This window comes from Bradyrhizobium sp. UBA2491 (assembly GCF_002341725.1).
Classification (GTDB): domain Bacteria; phylum Pseudomonadota; class Alphaproteobacteria; order Rhizobiales; family Xanthobacteraceae; genus Bradyrhizobium.
In genome coordinates, this window is record NZ_DDOP01000017.1 from 1 (window position 1) to 20,221 (window position 20,221).

At 65.6% G+C, this 20,221-nt stretch carries 20 protein-coding genes; 8 read left to right on the plus strand and 12 right to left on the minus strand.

The genetic code is table 11. The features are described 5' to 3' along the window. The coding region (locus B2W55_RS05285) for a hypothetical protein (RefSeq protein ID WP_291532187.1) at positions 1 to 488 on the minus strand (488 nt) is incomplete at its 3' end. 122 nt (positions 489 to 610) lie between these two features. Here B2W55_RS05285 and B2W55_RS05290 point away from each other — a divergent pair. Together B2W55_RS05290 and B2W55_RS05295 are read left to right on the plus strand one after the other, a co-directional pair. Further along, entirely contained in the window at positions 611 to 1,276 is a 666-nt protein-coding gene (locus tag B2W55_RS05290) for a response regulator transcription factor (RefSeq protein WP_024584766.1), read from the plus strand. Between the two features lie 47 nt (positions 1,277 to 1,323). Then, positions 1,324 to 2,664, plus strand: coding sequence for a sensor histidine kinase (locus B2W55_RS05295; RefSeq protein ID WP_291532188.1), 1,341 nt, complete (start codon positions 1,324 to 1,326; stop codon positions 2,662 to 2,664). A gap of 11 nt (positions 2,665 to 2,675) precedes the next feature. On the opposite strand, the gene B2W55_RS05300 is transcribed toward B2W55_RS05295, so the two are convergent. Continuing rightward, positions 2,676 to 4,508, minus strand: a complete 1,833-nt coding sequence (locus B2W55_RS05300; protein WP_024584764.1) for a PQQ-binding-like beta-propeller repeat protein — start codon at positions 4,506 to 4,508, stop codon at positions 2,676 to 2,678. 227 nt (positions 4,509 to 4,735) lie between these two features. On the opposite strand from B2W55_RS05300, the gene B2W55_RS05305 reads away from it, so the two are divergent. Further along, a complete protein-coding gene (locus B2W55_RS05305; RefSeq protein ID WP_024584763.1) occupies positions 4,736 to 5,962 on the plus strand; it encodes an ABC transporter substrate-binding protein in 1,227 nt (408 codons plus the stop codon). Positions 5,963 to 6,031: 69 nt separating this feature from the next. Here the strand turns inward: B2W55_RS05305 and B2W55_RS05310 are convergent, their stop codons facing one another. The 4 genes from B2W55_RS05310 to ftsE all read right to left on the minus strand — a co-directional run bounded on the left by B2W55_RS05310 (position 6,032) and on the right by ftsE (position 9,339). Next, positions 6,032 to 6,793 (minus strand): lysophospholipid acyltransferase family protein, encoded by a 762-nt coding sequence (locus B2W55_RS05310; protein ID WP_024584762.1) that lies wholly within the window; start codon positions 6,791 to 6,793, stop codon positions 6,032 to 6,034. A 52-nt stretch (positions 6,794 to 6,845) separates the two neighbouring features. Next, positions 6,846 to 7,556: a YdcF family protein gene (locus B2W55_RS05315; RefSeq protein WP_024584761.1), complete on the minus strand. Its 711-nt coding sequence runs from the start codon at positions 7,554 to 7,556 to the stop codon at positions 6,846 to 6,848. 159 nt (positions 7,557 to 7,715) lie between these two features. Continuing rightward, positions 7,716 to 8,687 (minus strand): cell division protein FtsX, encoded by a 972-nt coding sequence (locus B2W55_RS05320; protein ID WP_024584760.1) that lies wholly within the window; start codon positions 8,685 to 8,687, stop codon positions 7,716 to 7,718. After that, complete coding sequence (gene ftsE, locus B2W55_RS05325; protein WP_024584759.1) at positions 8,680 to 9,339, minus strand: cell division ATP-binding protein FtsE; 660 nt, start codon at positions 9,337 to 9,339, stop codon at positions 8,680 to 8,682. The genes B2W55_RS05320 and ftsE overlap by 8 nt, the downstream gene beginning before the upstream one ends. Positions 9,340 to 9,515: 176 nt before the next feature. Between ftsE and B2W55_RS05330 the strand changes: the two genes are divergently transcribed. Next, the gene (locus tag B2W55_RS05330; RefSeq protein ID WP_024584758.1) at positions 9,516 to 10,373 is read left to right on the plus strand and encodes an MJ0042-type zinc finger domain-containing protein; all 858 of its coding nucleotides are present in this window, start codon (positions 9,516 to 9,518) and stop codon (positions 10,371 to 10,373) included. A gap of 38 nt (positions 10,374 to 10,411) precedes the next feature. Further along, positions 10,412 to 10,786: a response regulator gene (locus B2W55_RS05335; protein WP_024584757.1), complete on the plus strand. Its 375-nt coding sequence runs from the start codon at positions 10,412 to 10,414 to the stop codon at positions 10,784 to 10,786. Between the two features lie 80 nt (positions 10,787 to 10,866). On the opposite strand, the gene B2W55_RS05340 is transcribed toward B2W55_RS05335, so the two are convergent. Further along, a complete protein-coding gene (locus B2W55_RS05340; RefSeq protein ID WP_145987236.1) occupies positions 10,867 to 11,238 on the minus strand; it encodes a hypothetical protein in 372 nt (123 codons plus the stop codon). 494 nt (positions 11,239 to 11,732) lie between these two features. Further along, positions 11,733 to 14,363 carry a TIGR02302 family protein gene (locus tag B2W55_RS05345; protein WP_024584755.1) on the minus strand — a complete coding sequence of 877 codons (2,631 nt, stop codon included), beginning with the start codon at positions 14,361 to 14,363 and terminating at the stop codon, positions 11,733 to 11,735. Between the two features lie 171 nt (positions 14,364 to 14,534). Between B2W55_RS05345 and B2W55_RS05350 the strand changes: the two genes are divergently transcribed. Both B2W55_RS05350 and B2W55_RS05355 read left to right on the plus strand, forming a co-directional pair. Continuing rightward, positions 14,535 to 14,918, plus strand: a complete 384-nt coding sequence (locus B2W55_RS05350) for a carboxymuconolactone decarboxylase family protein (protein ID WP_018268955.1) — start codon at positions 14,535 to 14,537, stop codon at positions 14,916 to 14,918. Positions 14,919 to 15,108: 190 nt separating this feature from the next. After that, a complete protein-coding gene (locus B2W55_RS05355) occupies positions 15,109 to 16,014 on the plus strand; it encodes an NAD(P)-dependent oxidoreductase (protein ID WP_024584754.1) in 906 nt (301 codons plus the stop codon). Between the two features lie 95 nt (positions 16,015 to 16,109). Here the strand turns inward: B2W55_RS05355 and lysA are convergent, their stop codons facing one another. From lysA to argH, 3 genes are all read right to left on the minus strand, one after another. Beyond that, the gene (lysA, locus tag B2W55_RS05360; RefSeq protein ID WP_024584753.1) at positions 16,110 to 17,375 is read right to left on the minus strand and encodes a diaminopimelate decarboxylase; all 1,266 of its coding nucleotides are present in this window, start codon (positions 17,373 to 17,375) and stop codon (positions 16,110 to 16,112) included. A 72-nt stretch (positions 17,376 to 17,447) separates the two neighbouring features. Further along, positions 17,448 to 17,717, minus strand: coding sequence for an LPS translocon maturation chaperone LptM (gene lptM, locus B2W55_RS05365; RefSeq protein ID WP_024584752.1), 270 nt, complete (start codon positions 17,715 to 17,717; stop codon positions 17,448 to 17,450). Positions 17,718 to 17,809: 92 nt separating this feature from the next. Beyond that, positions 17,810 to 19,207, minus strand: coding sequence for an argininosuccinate lyase (gene argH / locus B2W55_RS05370; protein ID WP_024584751.1), 1,398 nt, complete (start codon positions 19,205 to 19,207; stop codon positions 17,810 to 17,812). A 127-nt stretch (positions 19,208 to 19,334) separates the two neighbouring features. Between argH and tlpA the strand changes: the two genes are divergently transcribed. Then, positions 19,335 to 20,015, plus strand: a complete 681-nt coding sequence (gene tlpA / locus B2W55_RS05375) for a thiol:disulfide interchange protein TlpA (RefSeq protein WP_024584750.1) — start codon at positions 19,335 to 19,337, stop codon at positions 20,013 to 20,015. Here the strand turns inward: tlpA and B2W55_RS05380 are convergent. After that, on the minus strand, positions 20,016 to 20,221 hold a 206-nt coding region (locus B2W55_RS05380), incomplete at its 5' end, for a putative motility protein (protein ID WP_414631650.1).

The following is a 20,221-nucleotide window of genomic DNA, read 5'->3' on the forward strand; positions in this document are numbered from 1 at the left end:
ACCGGAGCTTCTGCCCGCCGCGGCGGAGGCGGTGCGCCGGGTCGCGGGGGCGGCGGGGGACCGAACGCCTCCGTGCGACCGTCGGCATGCGCAACGATCTGGGCGTGGATGACACCCCGATCGAAGCTGCCCTGGACCGTGAGGATCTCGCCTTTGGCCACCGTATCGGCATTTTCACCGCGTGGCCCGAGGTCGACCAGCGCGCGACCGCTGCCGTCGTCGAGGATGAACTTGTTGCCGAATATCTCGGACACGCTGCCATGCACGGCTGACGGCGCGCCGGGCTGGAGCGCGTTGATAGCGGTCGGTTGCAGCAGCATGACGCTGCGCGGCTGCCACTTCTCGGCGAGCCTCACGCCGCCGGCTCCGGCAGCCGCGCCGACCGCGAGCACGGCAAGTGCCACGCCTGCGAGCAGACTACGATGCCGGATCTGCGGGCGCGCAGCGGGCGCCAGGCTAGCATCCGAAGGTGATTGGCTTTCGGTCATCGGACCGTCCTTTCATCGATTGCGATGACCGCAGCCTAGGGCACCCTCCCCAATCCAGCCTGAACCGTTTCGTTCAGGTTGGGTTAAGCTCCCGGGCATAGGTGCAGCCGAGGTGAAGCGGAATGAAAATCCTTCTGGTCGAAGATGATCGCCTGCTCGCGCAAGAGATCGCCCGCGCCCTGCGCGAGGAGAACTTTGCGGTCGACGTGGCCGCGAACGGCGAGGACGGACAGCATCTCGGCGAGACCGAATCCTACGACGCCGCGGTGCTCGATCTCGGCCTGCCGAAAGTGCCCGGCATCGACGTCTTGCGCGGATGGCGCAAGCACGACCGGCATTTGCCCGTGCTGATCCTGACCGCGCGTGACGGCTGGACCGACAAGGTGGACGGCTTCAAGGCAGGCGCCGACGACTATCTGACGAAGCCGTTCCGGACCGAGGAGTTGGTCATGCGCCTCCGCGCACTCGTCCGCCGCGCCTCCGGGCATTCCGCGCCGCGAATCTCATGCGGCCCGCTGAGCTTCGAAACGCAGACCGGCGTGTTCGAGCTCGATGGACTGCCGTTGAAGTTGACTGCGCTGGAATGGCGGGTTCTGGAATGCCTCGTCCTCCGCAAGGACACCGTCGTCGAGCGCAGCCTGCTCTCGGAGAAGGTCTACGAAGGCGACGTCGGGACGGACTCCAATTCGATCGAAGTGATCGTCGCGAGGCTGCGTCGCAAGATCGGCAAAGCGCTGATCGAGACCGAGAGGGGTCGCGGCTACAAGCTCAACTCGGGCTCCCGCTGATGAGCCGAACGACGTCACTCAGCCGACGCCTGATGATCGGAGCCGGCGTGTTCATCACCGTCGCGCTCGTCGTCGCCGCAGTCCTGATCTCGTTCGTCCTGCATCGCTTCGTGCAGGGGCAGATCGATCAGAGGCTCGACGCCCAGATCCTGTTCCTGTCGTCGATGCTCGATGCCGACGGGAACGGCAATTTGCGTCTGGCGGGATCCGCCGACGGGCCGCCGTTCGACCGCCGCCGGCACGGCTGGTACTGGGAAATCTCCGGACCGAAGAATACGCTGCGATCCCGGTCGCTCGATGGTGCCGATCTGGCTCCTCCCGATCTCCGCCACAGGCCGCCGCCACCTCCGCCCCCGCCCCGCCAAGCCGACGACGATCCGCCGCCGCGAGACCGCCCCGCGCCGGCCGATGGCATCGGTCCGGACGACCGCAAGCTGCACTTCCGCATCCTGAACGTATCGGCATCCGGAGTTCCGGCGACGATCGTGGCTTCCGCGCCGAGAGACGCGGTGCTCGGACCGTTATGGGAAGCAATGCGCACATTGGCGTTGTCGCTTGCCGCGCTCGGTATCGCATTGATCTGCGCCATGCTGATTCAGGTCAGACTGGGATTGCGCCCGCTGGAGCAACTGCGCCGCGCAGTGGCCGACGTGAGATCGGGGCAGAGCGAGCGCGTGCCCGACGCTCAGCCGAGCGAGGTGCAGCCGCTGGCCACCGAACTCAACGCGCTGCTGGTCCAGAACGCGACAAACCTCGAACGGGCACGAAGGCACGTGTCCAATCTTGCGCACGGCTTGAAGACGCCGCTGGCGACCCTGGCGATCGCGCTGCAAAAGCAACCGTCGGGCTCGACGGATCTCCACGATCTCGTCGTCCTGATGGATCGCCGCATTCGCCATCATCTGGGACGTGCCCGATCCGCCGCGCTCGGCGGACCGGTCCGAAGCCGAACGGCGGTTGCATCGCGCGTCACGGATCTTGCCCTCGTCCTCGGCAAAGTGAACGCCGACAAGCAAATCGCCTTCGTCAACCACATTCCATCCGAACTCTCGGTCGCTTGCGAGCAACAAGATATCGACGAGATGCTCGGAAACGTGCTGGAGAACGCATTCTCCTGGTGCCGGAGCGAGGTCGTCGTCGGATCGAGCGAGGACGGTCGGGACGTCGTCATCGTCATCGACGACGACGGACCGGGGCTTTCGCCGGAGCAGATGTCGCAGGCGATGCAGGCCGGCCGGCGGCTCGACGAGAGCGCTCCGGGATTCGGCTTCGGACTGTCGATCACACGCGAACTCGCCGAGCTCTATGGCGGCTCGCTGACCCTGGACCGGTCCTCGCTGGGCGGACTTCGGGCAGCGATCCGCCTTCCCTCGGCGGGCCTGGTCTGACCGGCTCGCTTTCAGGAACCGCCGACCTCGAACGCCAGCAGGACGTTGCCGGATAACCCGCCCCATTGGGCGTAGCCTGAATTGACGTACAGCATGCCGTCGACGACGATCGGCCCCGGTCCGTCCATGGCGCCGCCGTGGGCCGGAACGCCGTTCACGGTGGGGTAGTCGCGCGCGGTGTCGATCTCCCAGAGCAGCCGCGCGTCATCGGTGGCATAGGCGCGCAGGAAGCCGCTCACGCCGCCCGAGAACACGACGCCGGGAATGACCGTGACCGCAGCCGACAACGCCGGACTGCACTGGGCGCGATCGCCACAGGCCACCGGCGCCACCTGCATGGTGATTTTCCCGGTCGCCAGATCCAGCGCGAACAGGCCGCCGCCTTCCTTCGAATTGAGACGCCGCGTGCCGTCGGTCAGAAACCGCACGTCTGAGTTGGCGACGTAGATGCGGTCCTGGTCCGCGGCGGAGCCCCACTCGGTGCCACCCAGCGCGCCTCCCTTACCGATCCGTGTCTGCCACAGGATCTTGCCGTCATGGTCGGGATCCAGCGCATGGACCACGCCGGATTTCTGGCCGACCGCCAGCACGCGGTGTCCGTCATGCAGGCTCACCAGGATCGGCGATTGTCCAAAGTCGTAATCGGGGCCGCGGTCCTGCGGGCAGTTGGACTGGTCGAAACCGAAACAGGCGACGACGAAGCTGTCCTTGGGCGTGGCCTGCTGGTGCCAAAGCATCCGGCCGGTCGCAAGATCGAACGCGAGGACGGCATCGCTGGTGTCGGTTGCCGGATCGGCGTAGCTGTTCGACGTCGCGACGTAGAGCGCCTTGCGCTGGACGTCGATGGTCGGCGCGGACCAGACCGACGCGCCGGCCGGGCCGAACAGCTGGGTGCCATAACCGTTGGTCCGGGTGGGCTGCGGCGCCTCGGGGATGGTGTAGGACTTCCAGATCTGCGCGCCGGTCGCGGCCTTCAGCGCGACGACGCTGCCGCGAAACGTGCAGCATTGGTAAGTCGGCCGCGATCCCGTGGCTTCCTCGATCGAGGAAACGCCAACATAGACGACGCCGGAATAGACGGTCGGTGCACCGGTAATCCGGGCGGCCGGATGATCGTCGACCTTGCTCTTCCAGATCAGCGCACCGGTCGCAGCATTCACAGCGTAGACGTTGGCACGCACATCGCCGAAGACGACTGCAAACCGGTTGTCATCCAGCGACGCGAAACTGATCGCAGCCCGGACCGGCGCCTCGGTCGGAAACACCCACCTTGTGCATCCGCTGCTGGCGTCGAGCGCATGGACCTTGCGGTCGCCGCCACCGACGAACAGCAGGCCGCCGACAACGGTCGGCTGCGCATTGGCGTTGGACGTGTCAGGAAACCCGAACGCCCATTTCAGATGCAACCGCGAGACCTGGTCCGGCGCGAGACCGGCCATCGCCGCCGGCTGAAACCGGCTGTTGTTGAGATCGGCGCCCCAACCGTTCCAGCGCGGCCCATCGATCGGGCGCGGAAAACCGGTCTCGCTCGCCGCGCATCGGCCGGCGCTTCCCGTTGCGGGTTGCTCAGCAACCTTACCGGTGACGAGCGATGCGATCGCCGTCCGCTCGTCATTGGTCAGCCCCTGCGCGAACGAGGCCATCGGCCCCGTGGTGATCGCGCCCATCACCTCGGCGAACGATTTCGATTGCAGCACGGCGCGGCTCGGCGCGCGAACATCAGGGTTGCCACCGTCATGGCACTGCGCGCAGCGCTGCGCATAGAGGGCGGCACCGACGGGCTGGGCCGCCGCAGGCAGGCAATATCCGATCACTATCGCGGCTGTCAGGGCAATCAGCTTCATCGTGCTTCACCGGCGTTGAATTCGATGACACGCGCGGTCGCAGCGTAGCAGAACCGGAATGATTGCCAATGCGCATGGCTACACAAGCAGAAGCCGCACCGCGCTTGAAGCGTGCCTCCCGGCCGCGCAGAGAGCGCGTCAACGGCGATACTTGACGCCGGGCGTGGAGCAGCGATCATGCGAGCACACACCGAAGAGTGTGATCAATACTTGGGGAGAGACTCGCCATGACGCTGCGTTACTCACGTGCATTGTTCTGCGCCCTCGTGCTGGCGGCCGCAGCCGCTCCGGCCCACGCCGAGAAGAAATACGGCCCCGGCGTCACCGATACCGAAGTGAAGATCGGCCAGACCATGCCCTACAGCGGCCCGGCGTCCGCATACGGTACCCAGGGGCGCATCGAAGAAGCCTACTACGCGATGATCAACGCCAAGGGCGGCGTGAACGGACGCAAGATCAAGCTGATCTCATTGGATGACGCCTATTCGCCGCCGAAAACCGTGGAGCAGACGCGACGTCTCGTCGAACAGGACGAGGTGCTGGCGATCGTCGGCACCATCGGCACGCCGACGAATTCCGCGAGCCAGAAATATCTGAACCAGAAGAAGGTCCCGCAGCTCTTCATCTCGACGGGGGCGGCGAAATGGGACGACCCGAAGAACTTCCCGTGGACCACGCAGCTCTATCCGCCCTACCAGATGGAGGGCATGATCTTCGCGAAATACCTGTTGAAGAACAAGCCCGACGCCAAGCTCGGCGTGTTCTCGCAGAACGACGACGCCGGAAAGGACTACGTCAAGGGGCTGAAGGACGGCCTCGGCGACAAGGCGAAGACGATGATCGTCAAGGAGGTGACCTACGAGGTCTCAGATCCGACCGTCGATTCGCAGATCGTATCGCTGAAAGCATCCGGCGCCGACACGCTGTTCACGATGGCGACGCCCAAGTTCGGCGCACAGGCGATCCGCAAGGTCTACGAGCTCGGCTGGAAGCCGCTGAATTTCGTCGTCAGCGTCTCCTCGTCGATCAAGGGCGTCATGGAGCCGGCCGGCGTCGAGGCATCGAAGGGCGTGTTGACCGCGCTCGCGTTCAAGACCCCCACCGATCCGACCTGGGAGAACGCCGCCGACGTCAAGGAGTTCAAGGAATTCCTGGCGAAGTGGTTTCCGCAAGGCGATATCGCCGACGGCAGCAACGTCACCGGCTACATCTCAGCCTACATGACGGTGAAGATCATAGAGATGTGCGGCGATGACCTGACCCGCGAGAACCTGTTGAAGCAGGCGACCAACCTCAACAAGGTCGTCGCGCCGCTGCTGCTCCCCGGCATCACGATCTCGACGCGGCCGGACCGCTACGCGCCGTTCACGCAGATGCAGGTCGCGACCTTCGACGGCAAGAGCTGGGTGCCGCAAGGCGAGATCTTCAACACCGACGCGGCGGCCGGCCGGTAACGATGGCATGATTGGATTGCGCATCGGCCGCTGTGATCGGCGGACCGATGTGCGCCAACAAGCATGCCTCTAGTGCCCCGCCGAACCCGGCACGCCGCCGAACAGTTTCTCCTGCTCGGCGCGGCCGGCGTCGACGATGCGGGTGGTGGCGGTCTCGATGGACTCGCGCAGCCTGTTCATGAACTCGTCGCGCGGCAATCCCGGCGGCAGCGGATCGAGGAATTCGACCACCAGCGTGCCAGGATAGCGCATGAAGGTGCGGCGCGGCCAGAACAGCCCGGAATTGAGCGCGATCGGCAGGCACGGCACGGCGCTCTCGGCATAGATCTGGGCGACGCCGGCCTTGTAGTTCGGCGCCGCGCCGGGCGCGGTGCGGGTGCCCTCCGGAAAGATCACGAGCTGACGGCCGCGCTTCACCTCGGCCGCTGCCGCCTTCAGCGTCTTGATCAGCGAGCGCGGGCCGCCGCCGCGCTCGACCGAGATCATGCCGACCTTTTTCAGGTACCAGCCGAACACCGGGATCATCATCAGCTCGCGCTTGAGGATGAACAGCGGATACTCGAAGAAGCGCACCAGCGCGAACGTCTCCCAGAACGACTGATGCTTCGAGGCGACCACCAAGGGTCCGGCCGGAATCTTCTCGACACCGCGGAACTCGATCCTGATGTTGCAGATCACGCGCATCAGGAACAGGCTGGTATTGGCCCATACGGCCTCGAGCGCCATCAGCGCGCCACGCGGCAACAGCAGCGCCGGCAGCGCGACGATGCACAGCACCACCAGCACCAGATAGAACAGCACGTTGAAGATCAGCGAACGCAGGAAGATCATTGCAACCCTTGTTTGAGCAGCCGCTTGGCCGTTTCCCGGATCATGCGTGGTCCTAGTTCGCCTGCGCCGTCGCCGGGCGGCGTGGCACAGCACTCGGCTCGGCGATATCGGAGGTGAGATCGAGGCCGATATCGGCCAGCCGGACCCGGAGCTCGGCCGCGACATATTTGGCGTATTCCGATAGCAAGAGACGGAAGGTTCCGCCACTCGTCCACCATGGCTCATCGCGCCATTTGTCGCCGACCACCGCGAACGGGATCAGCGTGATGTCCGGCATCGCATGCGACAGTTCCACGATCGCGCGCGGCATGTGGTAGTTCGAGGTCACCACGATCAACGACTTGAAGCCGCGCTCGCGCGCCCAGCGCCGCGTCTCCGCCGCATTGCTACGGGTGTTGACCGCCGAGCGGTCGAGATCGACGCAGCAGCTCATCAGCCCCTGACTGTCCGGCACCGAGCGGGAAATGTCGCTGGCGTCGTTGGTCGGGTGCACGCCCGAGATCAGCAGCCGCTTGCCGTAGCCATGCGCCAGCAGTTCCATCGCATCCGAGACCCGCGACGACCCGCCGGTCAGCACCACGATGCCATCGGCATTGTGCGGCGGATCGGTCTCGACGCCGCGCAATTGCGACAGGAAGCCGATGAAGCCGACCGCCGCGGCGACGAAGACGAGCGCCAGCGGCGCGACGATGACGGCGCGCAGCCAGCCGCGCGGGCGCGCGGCACGGCCATTCGGCGACGTTTCGTCGGGCTGCAAGCTCATGTGATGCTGATATCCTTCCCCCGGGGGATTTTAGAGCATGGCGTGGAAAAGTGGAAACCGGTTTTGCCTCGGCCGGGGCGCCGGCCATGCGCACGAAATCACACCTCACGGCGCAACGCGATCACGATACTGCCACCATGATTGCGCTGTCGCGGCCCGTCAGTCGATGTCGTCGAGCGTCGCGAACAGGGTGCGCCGCGACGCCCATGCGGTGATCGCCGCGATCAGCACCGCCTGCATCGCCAGCACCAGATAGCCGGACGGGCGTAGCGAGAAGGTGCCGAGCAGGGCCGCGAACTGGTCGCCCACCGGCGTGCCGGAGAACCAGTTGGCGATCGATTCCGAGAAGCCGAAGGCCAGCATCGCCGCACCGCCGCCGATCAGCCCGCCCTCGAGGCCGAGCCTGAGGAAATGACGCAGGAAGCGGTTGGCGATGAAGCTGTCGCCGGCGCCGACGAAATGCAGCACCTCGACGATCGGACGGTTAGCAGCCATCGCGCCGCGAGTCGCGAACGACACCGAGATGATGGTGGCGATGATCACCAGGATCAGGATGCCGATGCCGGCGAACACCGTGGCGCCGGTCATCGAGCGCATGCGCTCGATCCAGGCGCGGTGATCGTCGACGCTCGCGGTCGGCGCCGCCTGCGTCAGGCGGGTGCGCAGCGCAGCGAGATCGAGCGTACTGCCCGGCTGCACCCGCGCCACGATGACACGCGGCACCGGCAGCTCGTCGATCGAGAGCCCGCTGCCGAGCCACGGCTCCAGCAGCTTGGCGGACTCCTCCTTGCTGAACGGACGGACCTCGAGGATGCCGGACTGCGCCCGTATCGCGTCGACCGCGGCCTGCGCGTCGCGGTCGAGGTCGCGGCCGGGTGACGGGCGCACCTGGATGGTGATCTCGCTCGCCACCTCGGACTGCCATTCGGCGGCCGAGGCGCTGACCAGCAGCACGGTGCCGGTGGTCAGCGAGGCAAGGAAGGTCATGATCGCGACCACCGCGACCAGCGCGCGGCCCGAGATCGAGGCGCGCGGCACGATCGGCGACATGTTGCGCGCGGTGGCCGGGACCTGCGGACGCTCGCGCCCGAGATCGACCAACGACACCTTCTCGTCGCCGCTCCTACTCATAGATGTGCAGCCGTCCCTGATGCAGCACCAGCCGCCGCGCCTCGTATTGATCCATCAGCGTGATGTCGTGGGTCGCAATGATGACCGCGGTGCCGGATTTGTTCAGCTCGATGAACAGCCGCAGCAGGCGGCGCCCGAGCGTCGGATCGACGCTGCCGGTCGGCTCGTCGGCGAGCAGCAGCTGCGGCCGCGAGATCACCGCGCGCGCGATCGCGGCGCGCTGTTTCTCGCCACCCGACAGGATCGGCGGCAGCGCATCCATGCGCTCGCCGAGGCCGACCCATTTCAGCAGGTCGATCACCTCGCGGCGATAGGTCGATTCCTCGCGGCCCATCACCCGGAACGGCAGCGCGACGTTCTCATAGGTCGTCATGTGGTCGAGCAGGCGGAAATCCTGCAGCACGATGCCGATGCGCTTGCGCAGGTCGGCGACCTGGTCCTTGTTGAGCAGGGAGACATCCTTGCCGAACAGATTGACCAGCCCGCGGGTCGGCCGCAGCGACAGGAACAGCAGCCGCAGCAGCGAGGTCTTTCCGGCGCCGGACGGCCCGGTGAGGAACTGGAACGAATGCGCCGGGATCATGAAGGACAGGTCGCGCAAAATCTCCGGGCCGAGCCCGTAGCGCAGACCGACATTTTCGAACCGAACCAATGCGCTAGCTCCGTTCGACAGGGCCGATAGCCCGATACCCCGCACGCCACCCGAAACCTGCGGCCCGGGCACTGGCCGATCGGCCGCGAACCGCACTGAAAGGTTGTGCGTCGGTTATGGTTTCCGATTCGTTAACGGTCGCTAAGTAGCATCCGGGCATACGGAGATTCGGCTCCATGCATATCGTTTGCCCGCATTGTACAACATCCTACGCCATCAATCCGGCCACGCTGGGCGCAGCCGGGCGCACCGTCCGCTGTTCCCGCTGCCGCGAGGTCTGGCTGGCCCGGCCGGAAGACGCGATGGAGACCGTCGCCCCCACCCTGGCCTACCAGCCCGCGGGCTCCGATCTCGCCGCCGAATGGGAGGCGATGGGTCGGGAGGACGTTAACGAGACCCCGGTGGTCGACAGCCCCTCGATTTCGGCTGATTTGCCCTCCGACGGGCACCGTGAGGCTGAATGGCCTGTCGTGGCCGAGGCGGACGCCGCCGTCCATGCCGACGCCGAAGAGACCGCCGGGACCAGGCGCCGCTTCCGGCTTCCCCGCCTGTTCCGCCTGCCGGCCCTGCCGCGGATTCCCTTCATGCCGGTGATCGGCGCCCTGCCGACCACCTGCGGCGCCATGGGCGCGCTGATCATCGCGCTGTTCGTCTGGCGCAACGACGTGGTCCGCCTGCTGCCGCAGACGGCGCTGTTCTACAAGATGGTCGGGCTCGACGTGAATCTGCGCGGCCTCGCCTTCAAGGACCTCAAGATCACCAACGAGACCGTGGACGGCAAGCCGGTGCTGGTGATCGAGGGCATGATCGTCGGCCAGACCAGGAAGCCGGTCGAATTGCCGCGGCTGCGCTTCTCGGTGCGCGACGCGCAGGGTGCCGAAATCTACGCCTGGAACGCGGTGCTGGAGCAGCCGGTGCTCAATCCCGGCGAGCGCGCCTTCTTCAAGTCGCGGCTCGCCTCGCCGCCGCCCGAAGGCCGCAATATCGACGTACGCTTCTTCAACAAGCACGACCTCGCCGGCGGCCGCGCCTGAGGCTGCCGACCAATCCTTTCGGGACCTGACCCATCACCATGACGCGTGTTCTGATCGCCGACGATGAAGACTCGATGCGCTCGCTGGTGGCGCGTGCCATTGCGATGGACGGCCATGAGACCGTGACCGCGCAGGACGGCGCGGAGGCGCTGGAACTGCTGACCCGCGACGAAGGCGCGTTCGACCTGCTGCTCACCGACATCCAGATGCCCATCATGGACGGCATCGCGCTGGCGCTGACCGCGGCGCGCGACTTCCCGGAATTGAAAATCCTGCTGATGACCGGCTTCGCCCATCAGCGCGAGCGCGCGTCGGGCCTCAGTGCCATCGTGCATGACGTGGTGACGAAACCGTTCTCGGTGGCCGATATCCGCACCGCGGTGGCGGATGCGCTGGCGGCACGGAAGAGCTGATTGTTGGACGGTCGCGCTGCCTTCAGGCTGTTAGCGGCCGCTTCGGAGAAGCCGAGTGGATGACAAGGCTGGCGAGCCGGTCATCTGGTCACACAATCGACGACAAACAAGAGTGGAAACTGCGACACCGCCGCGGAGACGACGCATATACGGCTTAAAGCGAACTCGGCCGGTACCAACACCGAGTCGCCTGCCTCGTCCGCTGGTACCAACCCTGAGCCGTTTCTCTCGGTCGCCTTCTGCAGAAGCCAATTCCAGCGAACGACAATGAAACATGGAAGGGCAATCGACGGAGCCGTCCAAACCAACAACATGAGCCAAATCGTCTCAGACGAATCCGTCAGTGGATGCCAACCAGGACAGGCGCGCGGCGGCTCGCACAGCAGCAATATCGCCGCGATCACGGCGGTGAAGAATAGTGCGATCAGAATCGCGGCGCGGGCCAGGTTCACGGCAGGTTCAATCGGCATCAGGCGCAGTTTGAATACTTAGATTGCGTAAACCGACTCCGTCAACCTTCACGGCGACGTACATTCAATTTCGTACGGTGCACACGTGGAAACCATTCCGGTCAAATCCGTCGATGGTGAAAAGACCGATCGCGGTGGCCGATATCCGCAACGCGGTTGCGGCTGCGCTGGCGGCACCGAAGGCTAGCTAGAGCATGATGAGATTAGGTTGAGATGGAACGGCGTCGAAGGTTCACCTCTCCCTTGGGAGAGGCCGATTTGCGCAGCAAATCGGGTGAGGGGGTACAGGCCATCGAGAGGGCAAGAGCCCTCACCCAGCGCTTCGCGTCGACCTCTCCCCGACGGGGAGAAGTGGACGGAGACACCGCTTCATGGCCCGCGAAAGCGGACATCCAGCACGCCACGACTTCGATTCATGCACTGACGTCGCTGGAATACTGGATCGCCGGTCGATGACAGCAGAGGTGGTGGCCGGATCAATAGTCCTTCAACAGCCGCTCGATATAGTCGAGCTCGATCTGCGGCCGTGACGGATCGGCGAGGCGGCGGCGCAGTTCTTCGAGGATGCGGCGGACGCGCTGGACGTCGATCTCGCCGGGGATCTTCACAGTGTAGTCGTCGCCGAACTCGCGGCCGTGCAGCGGACGGCCGAGCGGATCGGTCTGGTTGCCGCCGCTCTGCTGGCGGCCGGCGCGATTGCCCTGGCCATCGCCCTGCTGGTCGCCATCGCCTTGCTGCATCGCCTCGGCGAGGCTTTGCGCGCCCTTGCGCAGCGCATCGAGCGCACGCCCTTGCGAATCCACCGCACCGTCGGCATTGCCCTCGCCGAGCCTGCCGGACGCATCGCCCATCGCGGAATCGGCCTGATCGAGCCCGTCGCCGTCGTCGCCCTGTTCACCTTGGTCGCCGCCTTGCTCGCCCTGCTGGGCCTGATCGCCTTGCTGACCTTTTTGGCCCTTCTGGCCGCGCTGCTCCGGGCCCATGCCGCGCTTGGCAAGCTCCTCCTGCAACTTCTTCAGCCGGTCGCGCAGCGCCTGCTGATCCTGCTGCAGGTCGCCCATCGGTTGGTCGCCCTGCTTGCCGCGCATCCGGTCGCGGCGGGAATCCTGGCCCTGCTTGAAGGTCTTGTCACGCAATTGCTGCTGCTTGCGGATCATGTCGCCGAGCTCGTTGAGCGACTGCTGCATGCCGTCGTCGCCCTGTCCGGGCTGCGCCATCTGCAGATTTTCCAGCATCTGCTGCATCTGCTCGAGCAGCTGCCGCGCAGATTCCTTGTCGCCGGAGCGCGACATCCGCTCCATGCGATCGAGCATGTTCTTGAGGTCCTGCTGGCTCAAGACCTTGGCGTTGGGATCGAGCGGGCGGGCGAGCTGCTGGGGATTGTTGCGGTATTGCTCGGCAAGCTGGCGCAGGAAATTGTCGAGCGCCGCGCGCAGATTGTCGGTGAGCTTCTTGATCTCCTCGTCGCTGGCGCCGCGCTCCAGCGCCTGCTTGAGCGCGTCCTGCGCCGCGCGCAGCGCCTTGTCGACATCGCTGATGTTGCCGTCCTCGATGGTGACGGCGAGCGCCCACAGGCTGGCAACCACCTCGCGCAGCTGGTCGTCGGTGCGAGCCGCTTCGAGCTGGCGGGCCACGGAGTGCAGGCCGAGATAATAGCCGGTCTCCGGCGTGAACATTTCCGGCGCGATCATCAACGCATCGAGCGCGGCATAGACCTGGCCGTTCTGGTTGGCGTCGAGCGCCAGGATGCGGCGCTGCTCGATCAGCGCGCGCGCCAGGGGCTTGGTGAACAGGCGCTCGGGCAGGCGCATGTTGAAGGGTTCGCTCTTGCCCTCATTGCCGGCCTCGTCCTTGGCCGTCAGCGTCAGCGTCACGTCGGCGCCGGCATAGGGGTCCTCGCTGAGGTCCTTCACGGTCTGGCCGACGCCGTTGCGGGTGCGCGCGTTCGGCAGCACCAGCGCGAATTGCGGCGCCTCGAACAACGGCCGCGGCTGCGCGGGCTTGCCGTCGGCATCCTTGCTCGCATCCTTGCCCGCATCGGCAGGCCGCGCCACGAATTGGGCGCGGGCTTCGCTGACGCCGTAATCGTCCTCGAGCTTGTAAGACAGCTGCAAGGCGCCGCGCGCCTGCCGCTCCGGATCCTTGGCGAGCGCGATCGACGGCGCACGGTCCGGCGTCGCGGTGAATTTCCACTGCGGCTGGCCGGCCGGTGCGCGGACATGCGCGGTGCCGTCGGCGGTGATCTTGAAATGGCGCTCGTTGGTGCCCTTCGGCGCCTGCCCGTCGGGCGCGACCTCGGTGACGCCGCCACCGACGACGACGTCGATAGTGCCGCCGCTGGAGCGCACCAGCAGCGTGCTGCCGGAGGGAACCGCGAGCGGGGTGTTGTCGGCGGCGCTGGCGTCCTTGTTGGCGTTGGACAGGATGATCGGCGGCTTGCCGGTGTAGTTCGGCGGCGTCACCCAGGCATCGACCCTGACATTGGCCGGCGCCATGATGCCGTTCCAGTCGAACGCCGAGGCCACCCGCAGGCCGCGTTCGTCGCCGGCGGCGACATAGGTCGCGACCAGCATCACGATGACCAGCGCGCGCAGCGCCCAGGGATCGTGCAGCGAGACACGCGGCCGCGGCAGACCGGCGCTGATCCGCTTGAGCGAGGCCAATGTGCGCTCGCGCTGCGCCTGCCATAGCGCCAGCGCGAACGGATCCTTGTTGGTGAGCGTGTCGGAGAGCGTGGTCGCGGGACGGTGCGGGATGCCGGCGCCGCGGTCGAGCCGGCTCAGCCCTTCCTCGCGGCTCGGCCAGCGGAAGTGCACCAGCGGCAGCAGCGCCGCGAGCCCGGCAAGGCCGAACAACCCAGCACCGGCCACGCGTGCGACAAACGGCAGCACGAGCCACAGCCCCGCCCAGGACGCGACCAGGAACAGTCCTACGACCGTCAGGAACCGCGCCAGATGCGGCCAGGCCCGTTCCCACGCAATCGCGAATTTTGCCCGCTGCAGAGCCTCGTTGAGCTTCTGTTGCGTCAGCTTCAGCCGCGCAGCCGCATCGCTGTCGCGCGCGGCGCTTGACGGGGTGTCAGACGGGTCGATGTTGGCTCCGCTCAATAAAATCTCCGGGGTAGCCGGCAGGTCAGCCTAGCACAGCGGCGGCTTTGAGGCACCCGTTCCGGGACGTAACCCACACCGGGAAATACGCATAACACGAAGGCGTGACTGCGGCGGTTCGACCCCGTAACGTCCCGGCCGAACCAACGCCTTAACGCATGAGGAAACGACATGGACCAGAAGACGCACGACAAGGGGCTCGAAATCCGCAAGGCGGTGCTCGGCGAGGCCTATGTCAACAATGCGCTGAAGAACTCGGACAGCTTCAACAAGCCGTTCCAGGAACTCGTCACCGAATATTGCTGGGGCGCGGTCTGGGGCCGCGAGGAGTTGCCGCGCAAGACCCGCAGCATGCTCAACCTCGCCATGATCTCGATCCTGAACCGTCCGCACGAGTTGAAGGCGCATATCAAGGGCGCGCTGACCAATGGCGTGTCACGCGACGAGATCCGCGAGATCTTCATGCAGGTCTCGATCTATGCCGGCATTCCCGCGGGCGTCGACAGCTTCCGCATCGCGCGCGAAGTGTTCGCCGAGCTCGACAACAAGGCGTGAGGCGCTGCTGCCTCACCGCCGTCGTCCCGGCGAAGGCCGGGACCCATAACCACAGGCGTTCGTGATGAGAGATGCTGGAGCCCCAGCGTCGCACAACAATCTAATGCGGTGGTTATGGGTCCTGGCTTTCGCCAGGACGACATCGAGGGGCGCGGGGCTTCGCGCATAACGAAGAATAAGGAAACGACCCATGGAAATCGGATTCATCGGCCTCGGGAAGATGGGCTTCCCGATGGCGCGCCGGCTGATCGAGGCCGGCCACAAGCTCACCGTGTTCGACACCAGCAAGGACGCACTCGGCCGGCTTGTTGCGCTTGGCGCTGCGGCCGCGACGTCGCCCAAGGATATCGCCGACCGGGTCGAGACCGTGATGGCGAGCCTGCCCTCGTTGCAGGCCTCGCTCGAGGTCGCGACCGGTGCGGGCGGCGTGATCGAGGGCACGCGCGTCAAGCGTTTCATCGATCTGTCGACGGTCGGCTCCCAGATGGCGGTGAAGATCCACGATCTGCTGGCGAAGAAGAACATCGTGCAGATCGACAGCCCGGTCTCGGGTGGCGTCTCCGGCGCCGAGAAGGGCACGCTGGCAGTGATGGTGTCGGGCCCGCGCGCCGATTTCGAGCTGGTCAAGGGCGCGCTCGACGTCATCGGCAAGGTGTTCTTCATCGGCACCAAGCCGGGCTCCGGCCAGACCATGAAGCTCGCCAACAACTTCCTCTCCGCAACCGCGATGGTTGCGACCTCGGAAGCCGTGGTGATGGGCGTGAAGTCCGGGCTCGATCCGGCCGTGATGATCGACGTCATCAATGCCGGCTCGGGGCTGAACACCGCGAGCCGCGACAAGTTTCCTCGCTCGGTCTTGCCGCGCAGCTTCGACTTCGGCTTCGCCACCGGCTTGATGGTGAAGGACGTCCGCCTCGCGGTCGAGGAGATGCGCTCGCTCGGGCTGTCGATGGAGGTCGCCGAAGCCGTCGGCCGGCTCTGGGAGGTGATCATCCGGGAGGAAGGTGCGGAGTCGGATTTCACCGCGGCGATCAAGCCGATCGAGAAGGCTGCGGGCGTGATCGTGGGCGGAAAAGGCAGTCACGCCACCAAATAAGCGGTGCGTAGGATGGGTGGAGCGCAGCGATACCCATCGATGGTTCCCGTGCGGCGAGACGATGGGTATCGCTGCGCTCCACCCATCCTACAAAATCACAGCCACGGCGCGGGCTTGTCCATCGCGATCAGCGCGTCGACATCGATGCGCGGGCGGATCACGGCGTACTGGTCCTCCTTGACCAGCACCTCCGGCACCAGCGGCCGCGTGTTATAGGTGCCGGCCTGCACCGCGCCATAGGCGCCGGCGGTCATGATCGCCAGGAGATCGCCGGCCTTCGGCTGCGGCAGTGACCGGTCGAGCGCGAGGTAGTCGCCGGTCTCGCAGACCGGGCCGACCACGTCGGCGATCATGGTCGGCGTGCCGGCGGCTTGCTGCCGCACGGGCAGGATGTCGTGATGCGCCTCATACAGCGTCGGCCGGATCAGGTCGTTCATCGCGGCGTCGATGATGACGAAATTCTTGGCATCGCCCGGCTTCACATGGATCACGCGGGCCACGAGGATGCCGGCATTGCCGACGATCATGCGGCCAGGCTCGAACATCAGCGTGCAGCCGAGATTATGCGTGACGCGCTTGACCATCGCGGCATAGGCGGCCGGTTCCGGCGGCGCGGCGCGGTCCATGTAATAGGGAATGCCGAGGCCGCCGCCGAAATCGACATGCGAGATGTCATGGCCGTCGGCGCGCAGCGTCTGCACGAATTCGGCGAGCAGGCGGAAGGCGGCCTCCAGCGGGCCGAGATCGGTGATCTGACTGCCGATATGCACGTCGGTGCCGGTGACCTTGATGCCCGGCAGCTTCGCCGCGCGGGCATAGACCTCGCGGGCGCGTGCGATCGGAATACCGAACTTGTTCTCCGACTTGCCGGTGGAAATCTTGGCATGGGTGCCGGCATCGACGTCGGGATTGACCCGCACCGAGATCCGCGCGGTGGTCTTCATCTCGACCGCGAGTCGCGACAGCATCTCGAGCTCCGGCTCGGACTCGATATTGATGCAGAGGATGTCGGCCGCGAGTGCGGCACGCAGCTCGGGTTCGGTCTTGCCGACGCCGGAGAACAATATCTTCGAGGGCGGAATGCCGGCCGCCAGCGCCCGCTTCAATTCGCCGCCGGACACCACGTCGGCGCCGGCGCCGAGCTTGGCCAGCGTCCGCAACACCGACTGGTTGGAGTTCGCCTTCATGGCGTAGCACACCAACGCCTTCTCGCCGGCGAAGGCTTCGGTGAAGACGCGATAGTGCCGCTCCAGCGTCGCGGTCGAATAGCAATAGAACGGCGTGCCGACGGCTTCCGCCAGCTCAATGAGATTGACCGCCTCGGCATGCAGCACGCCGTTGCGATAGTCGAAATGATTCATGACACGCTAGGTTGTTTGAGCATGATCTGTTCGGAAAACCGGTTGCCACTTTTCCGGATCATGCTCCCGAAATTAGTTGCCGAGCAGCGGATCGAGGACGAAGGGCCGTTTATTGCCACGGGTCGCGGCCGGCGCCGCATCCGAGCCATAGGTCGGATTGAACACGCTGGGCTGTGCCGCCCGCTCGCTCTCGGTATCGCTCGCTGCGGCGCCCGGCGCGGCGTTCGCGGTTGGCGGCAGGTCGAGCGGTCCCTTGCGGCCGCAGCCGCCCAGCGCAAGCGCCGAAACGCCCAGCACAATGATGGCCCATCCCGAGGGGGTCAGGCGGTTCTTGCTAGTCACGACGAATTCCCCAATTTGGGGCGCACCATACAAACATTGGCGTGCTCTGGCGAGAGGCGGAGGACGATGAAATCACGGCCAAATTTTCTCGATCAGCCCAATTTTCGCTCTTTTTCCAGCCGCTTGGCCCAGGCCTTGGCCTGCGCCATCACATTCTTCGGCGCCGTGCCGCCAAACGAGGTCCGGCTCTTGACCGAGGATTCGACGCTGAGCACCTTCAGCGCCTCTGCCGTAATCTTCGGTTCGACCTCCTGCATGGCCGCAAGCGGCAGCTCGTGCAGCGCCACGCCCTTGCTGGAGGCCAGGCCGACGATGCGTCCGGTAACGTGGTGGGCATCGCGGAACGGCATTTTCAGGGTGCGCACCAGCCAGTCGGCAAGGTCGGTCGCAGTGGCATAGCCCTCGCCGGCCGCGGCCTTCATCTTTGCTTCGTCCGGCACCAGATCCTCGACCATGCCGGCCATGGCGCGGATCGCGAGCGACAGCGCCTCGAACGCCTCCATCGCGCCCTGCTTGTCCTCCTGCATGTCCTTTTGATAGGCGAGCGGCAGGCCCTTCATCACGATCAGGAGCGCGGTGAGCGCACCGATCACGCGGCCGGTCTTGGCGCGCACCAGTTCGGCCGCGTCCGGATTGCGCTTCTGCGGCATGATCGACGAGCCGGTGGTGAACTTGTCGCTGAGCTTGACGAGGCCGACGAGCGGCGAGGTCCAGATCACGATCTCCTCGGCGAAGCGCGACATGTGCACCGCGCAGATCGCGGCGGCCGACAGCGTCTCCAGCACGAAATCGCGATCCGATACCGCGTCGAGCGAATTGGCCATCGGACGGTCGAAGCCGAGCGCCTGGGCGGTCGCAGTGCGGTCGATCGGAAACGAGGTGCCGGCGAGCGCGGCGGCGCCGAGCGGCGATTCGTTCAGCCGCTTGCGCGCGTCGGTGAAGCGGCCGCGATCGCGGCCGGCCATCTCGACATAGGCCAGCAGATGATGGCCGAAGGTGACGGGCTGCGCGGTTTGCAGATGGGTGAAGCCCGGCATCACGGTTCCGGCATGCTCCAGCGCGCGGGTCACCAGCGCCTGCTGGAACGCGGCCAGCGCCGCGTTCGTCTCGTCGATCGTGTCGCGGACATAGAGCCGGAAATCGGTCGCGACCTGGTCGTTGCGCGAGCGTGCGGTATGCAGCCGCCCCGCAGCCGGCCCGATCAGCTCGGACAGCCGCGACTCCACGTTCATATGGATGTCCTCGAGCGCACGCTTGAAGTCGAAATCGCCCTTGCCGATTTCTGACAAAATCGTGTCTAGACCTTTACCGATATTTTTCGCATCAGCTGAGGTGATGATGCCCTGCGCGGCGAGCATCGCGGCGTGGGCCTTGGACGCGGCAATGTCCTGGGCATAAAGGTGACGGTCGACGTCGATGGAGACGTTGATTTCCTCCATGATCGCGTCGGGACGCTCCGAGAACCGGCCGCCCCACATCTTGTTGCTCATGACATCTCGCTCACGAATTTGCATTTCAGGCCTTGCTGTTTCATTGGCCGTAGCGCGAAACAGGATGGCGGTTCCGAACGTATTCCCGGCACTGCATAGCCATAACTGACCCAGGATGACAAACGATATGCCCGAGACGCCCCCATCTGAGCCGACCGCCAAGCCGACTGCCAAGCGGCGCATCCCGCTGGTGATCGGCGCCGTGCTGGTCGGAGCCGTGATCGGCTATGTCGGGGTCTCCAGCCTCAGGCACCCCCCCGGCGGCGACGTGGCCTGCAACGGCGCGGTCGCACTGGCCAAGAAGATCGCCCCGCTCGCCCATGGCGAGGTCGCGGCGCTGACCATGGCCACCACGCCGTTGAGGATACCGGACCTCGCCTTCGAGGACGCCAACGGCCAGCCGAAGAAACTCTCGGATTGGCGCGGCAAGACCGTGCTGGTCAATCTGTGGGCCACCTGGTGCGTACCCTGCCGCAAGGAGATGCCGGCGCTCGACAGCCTGCAAACCAAGCTCGGCGGCAAGGATTTCGAGGTGGTCGCGATCAACATCGACACCCGCGACCCGGACAAGCCAAAGAACTTCCTGAAAGAGGCCAATCTGACCAATCTCAGCTATTTCAGCGATCAGAAAGCCAAGGTTTTTCAGGATCTTAAGAACATAGGCAAGGCGCTGGGCATGCCGACCTCGGTGCTGGTCGACGGCCAGGGCTGCGAGATCGCCAATATCGCCGGCCCCGCCGAATGGGCGAGCGACGATGCGATCAAGCTGGTGAAGGCGGCGCTAGCCCCGGCCGCGGCAGGGTTCTGATCAGGCGACGGCGTTGAGGTTGCCGCCGATTCCGGGCGACAGATTCGCGGTCGAAGGCGTGCCGAGCAGGGTCTGAACCGCGAACTTTTCCGCGTCGAGGTTTTGCTTGGTCACGCGGGTCGCGATCTCACCTTGCAGGTTGCCCTGCTGCATCGACAGGATGCTGGTGACCATGCTCATCATGTCCATACGCGGTACTCCCAAGT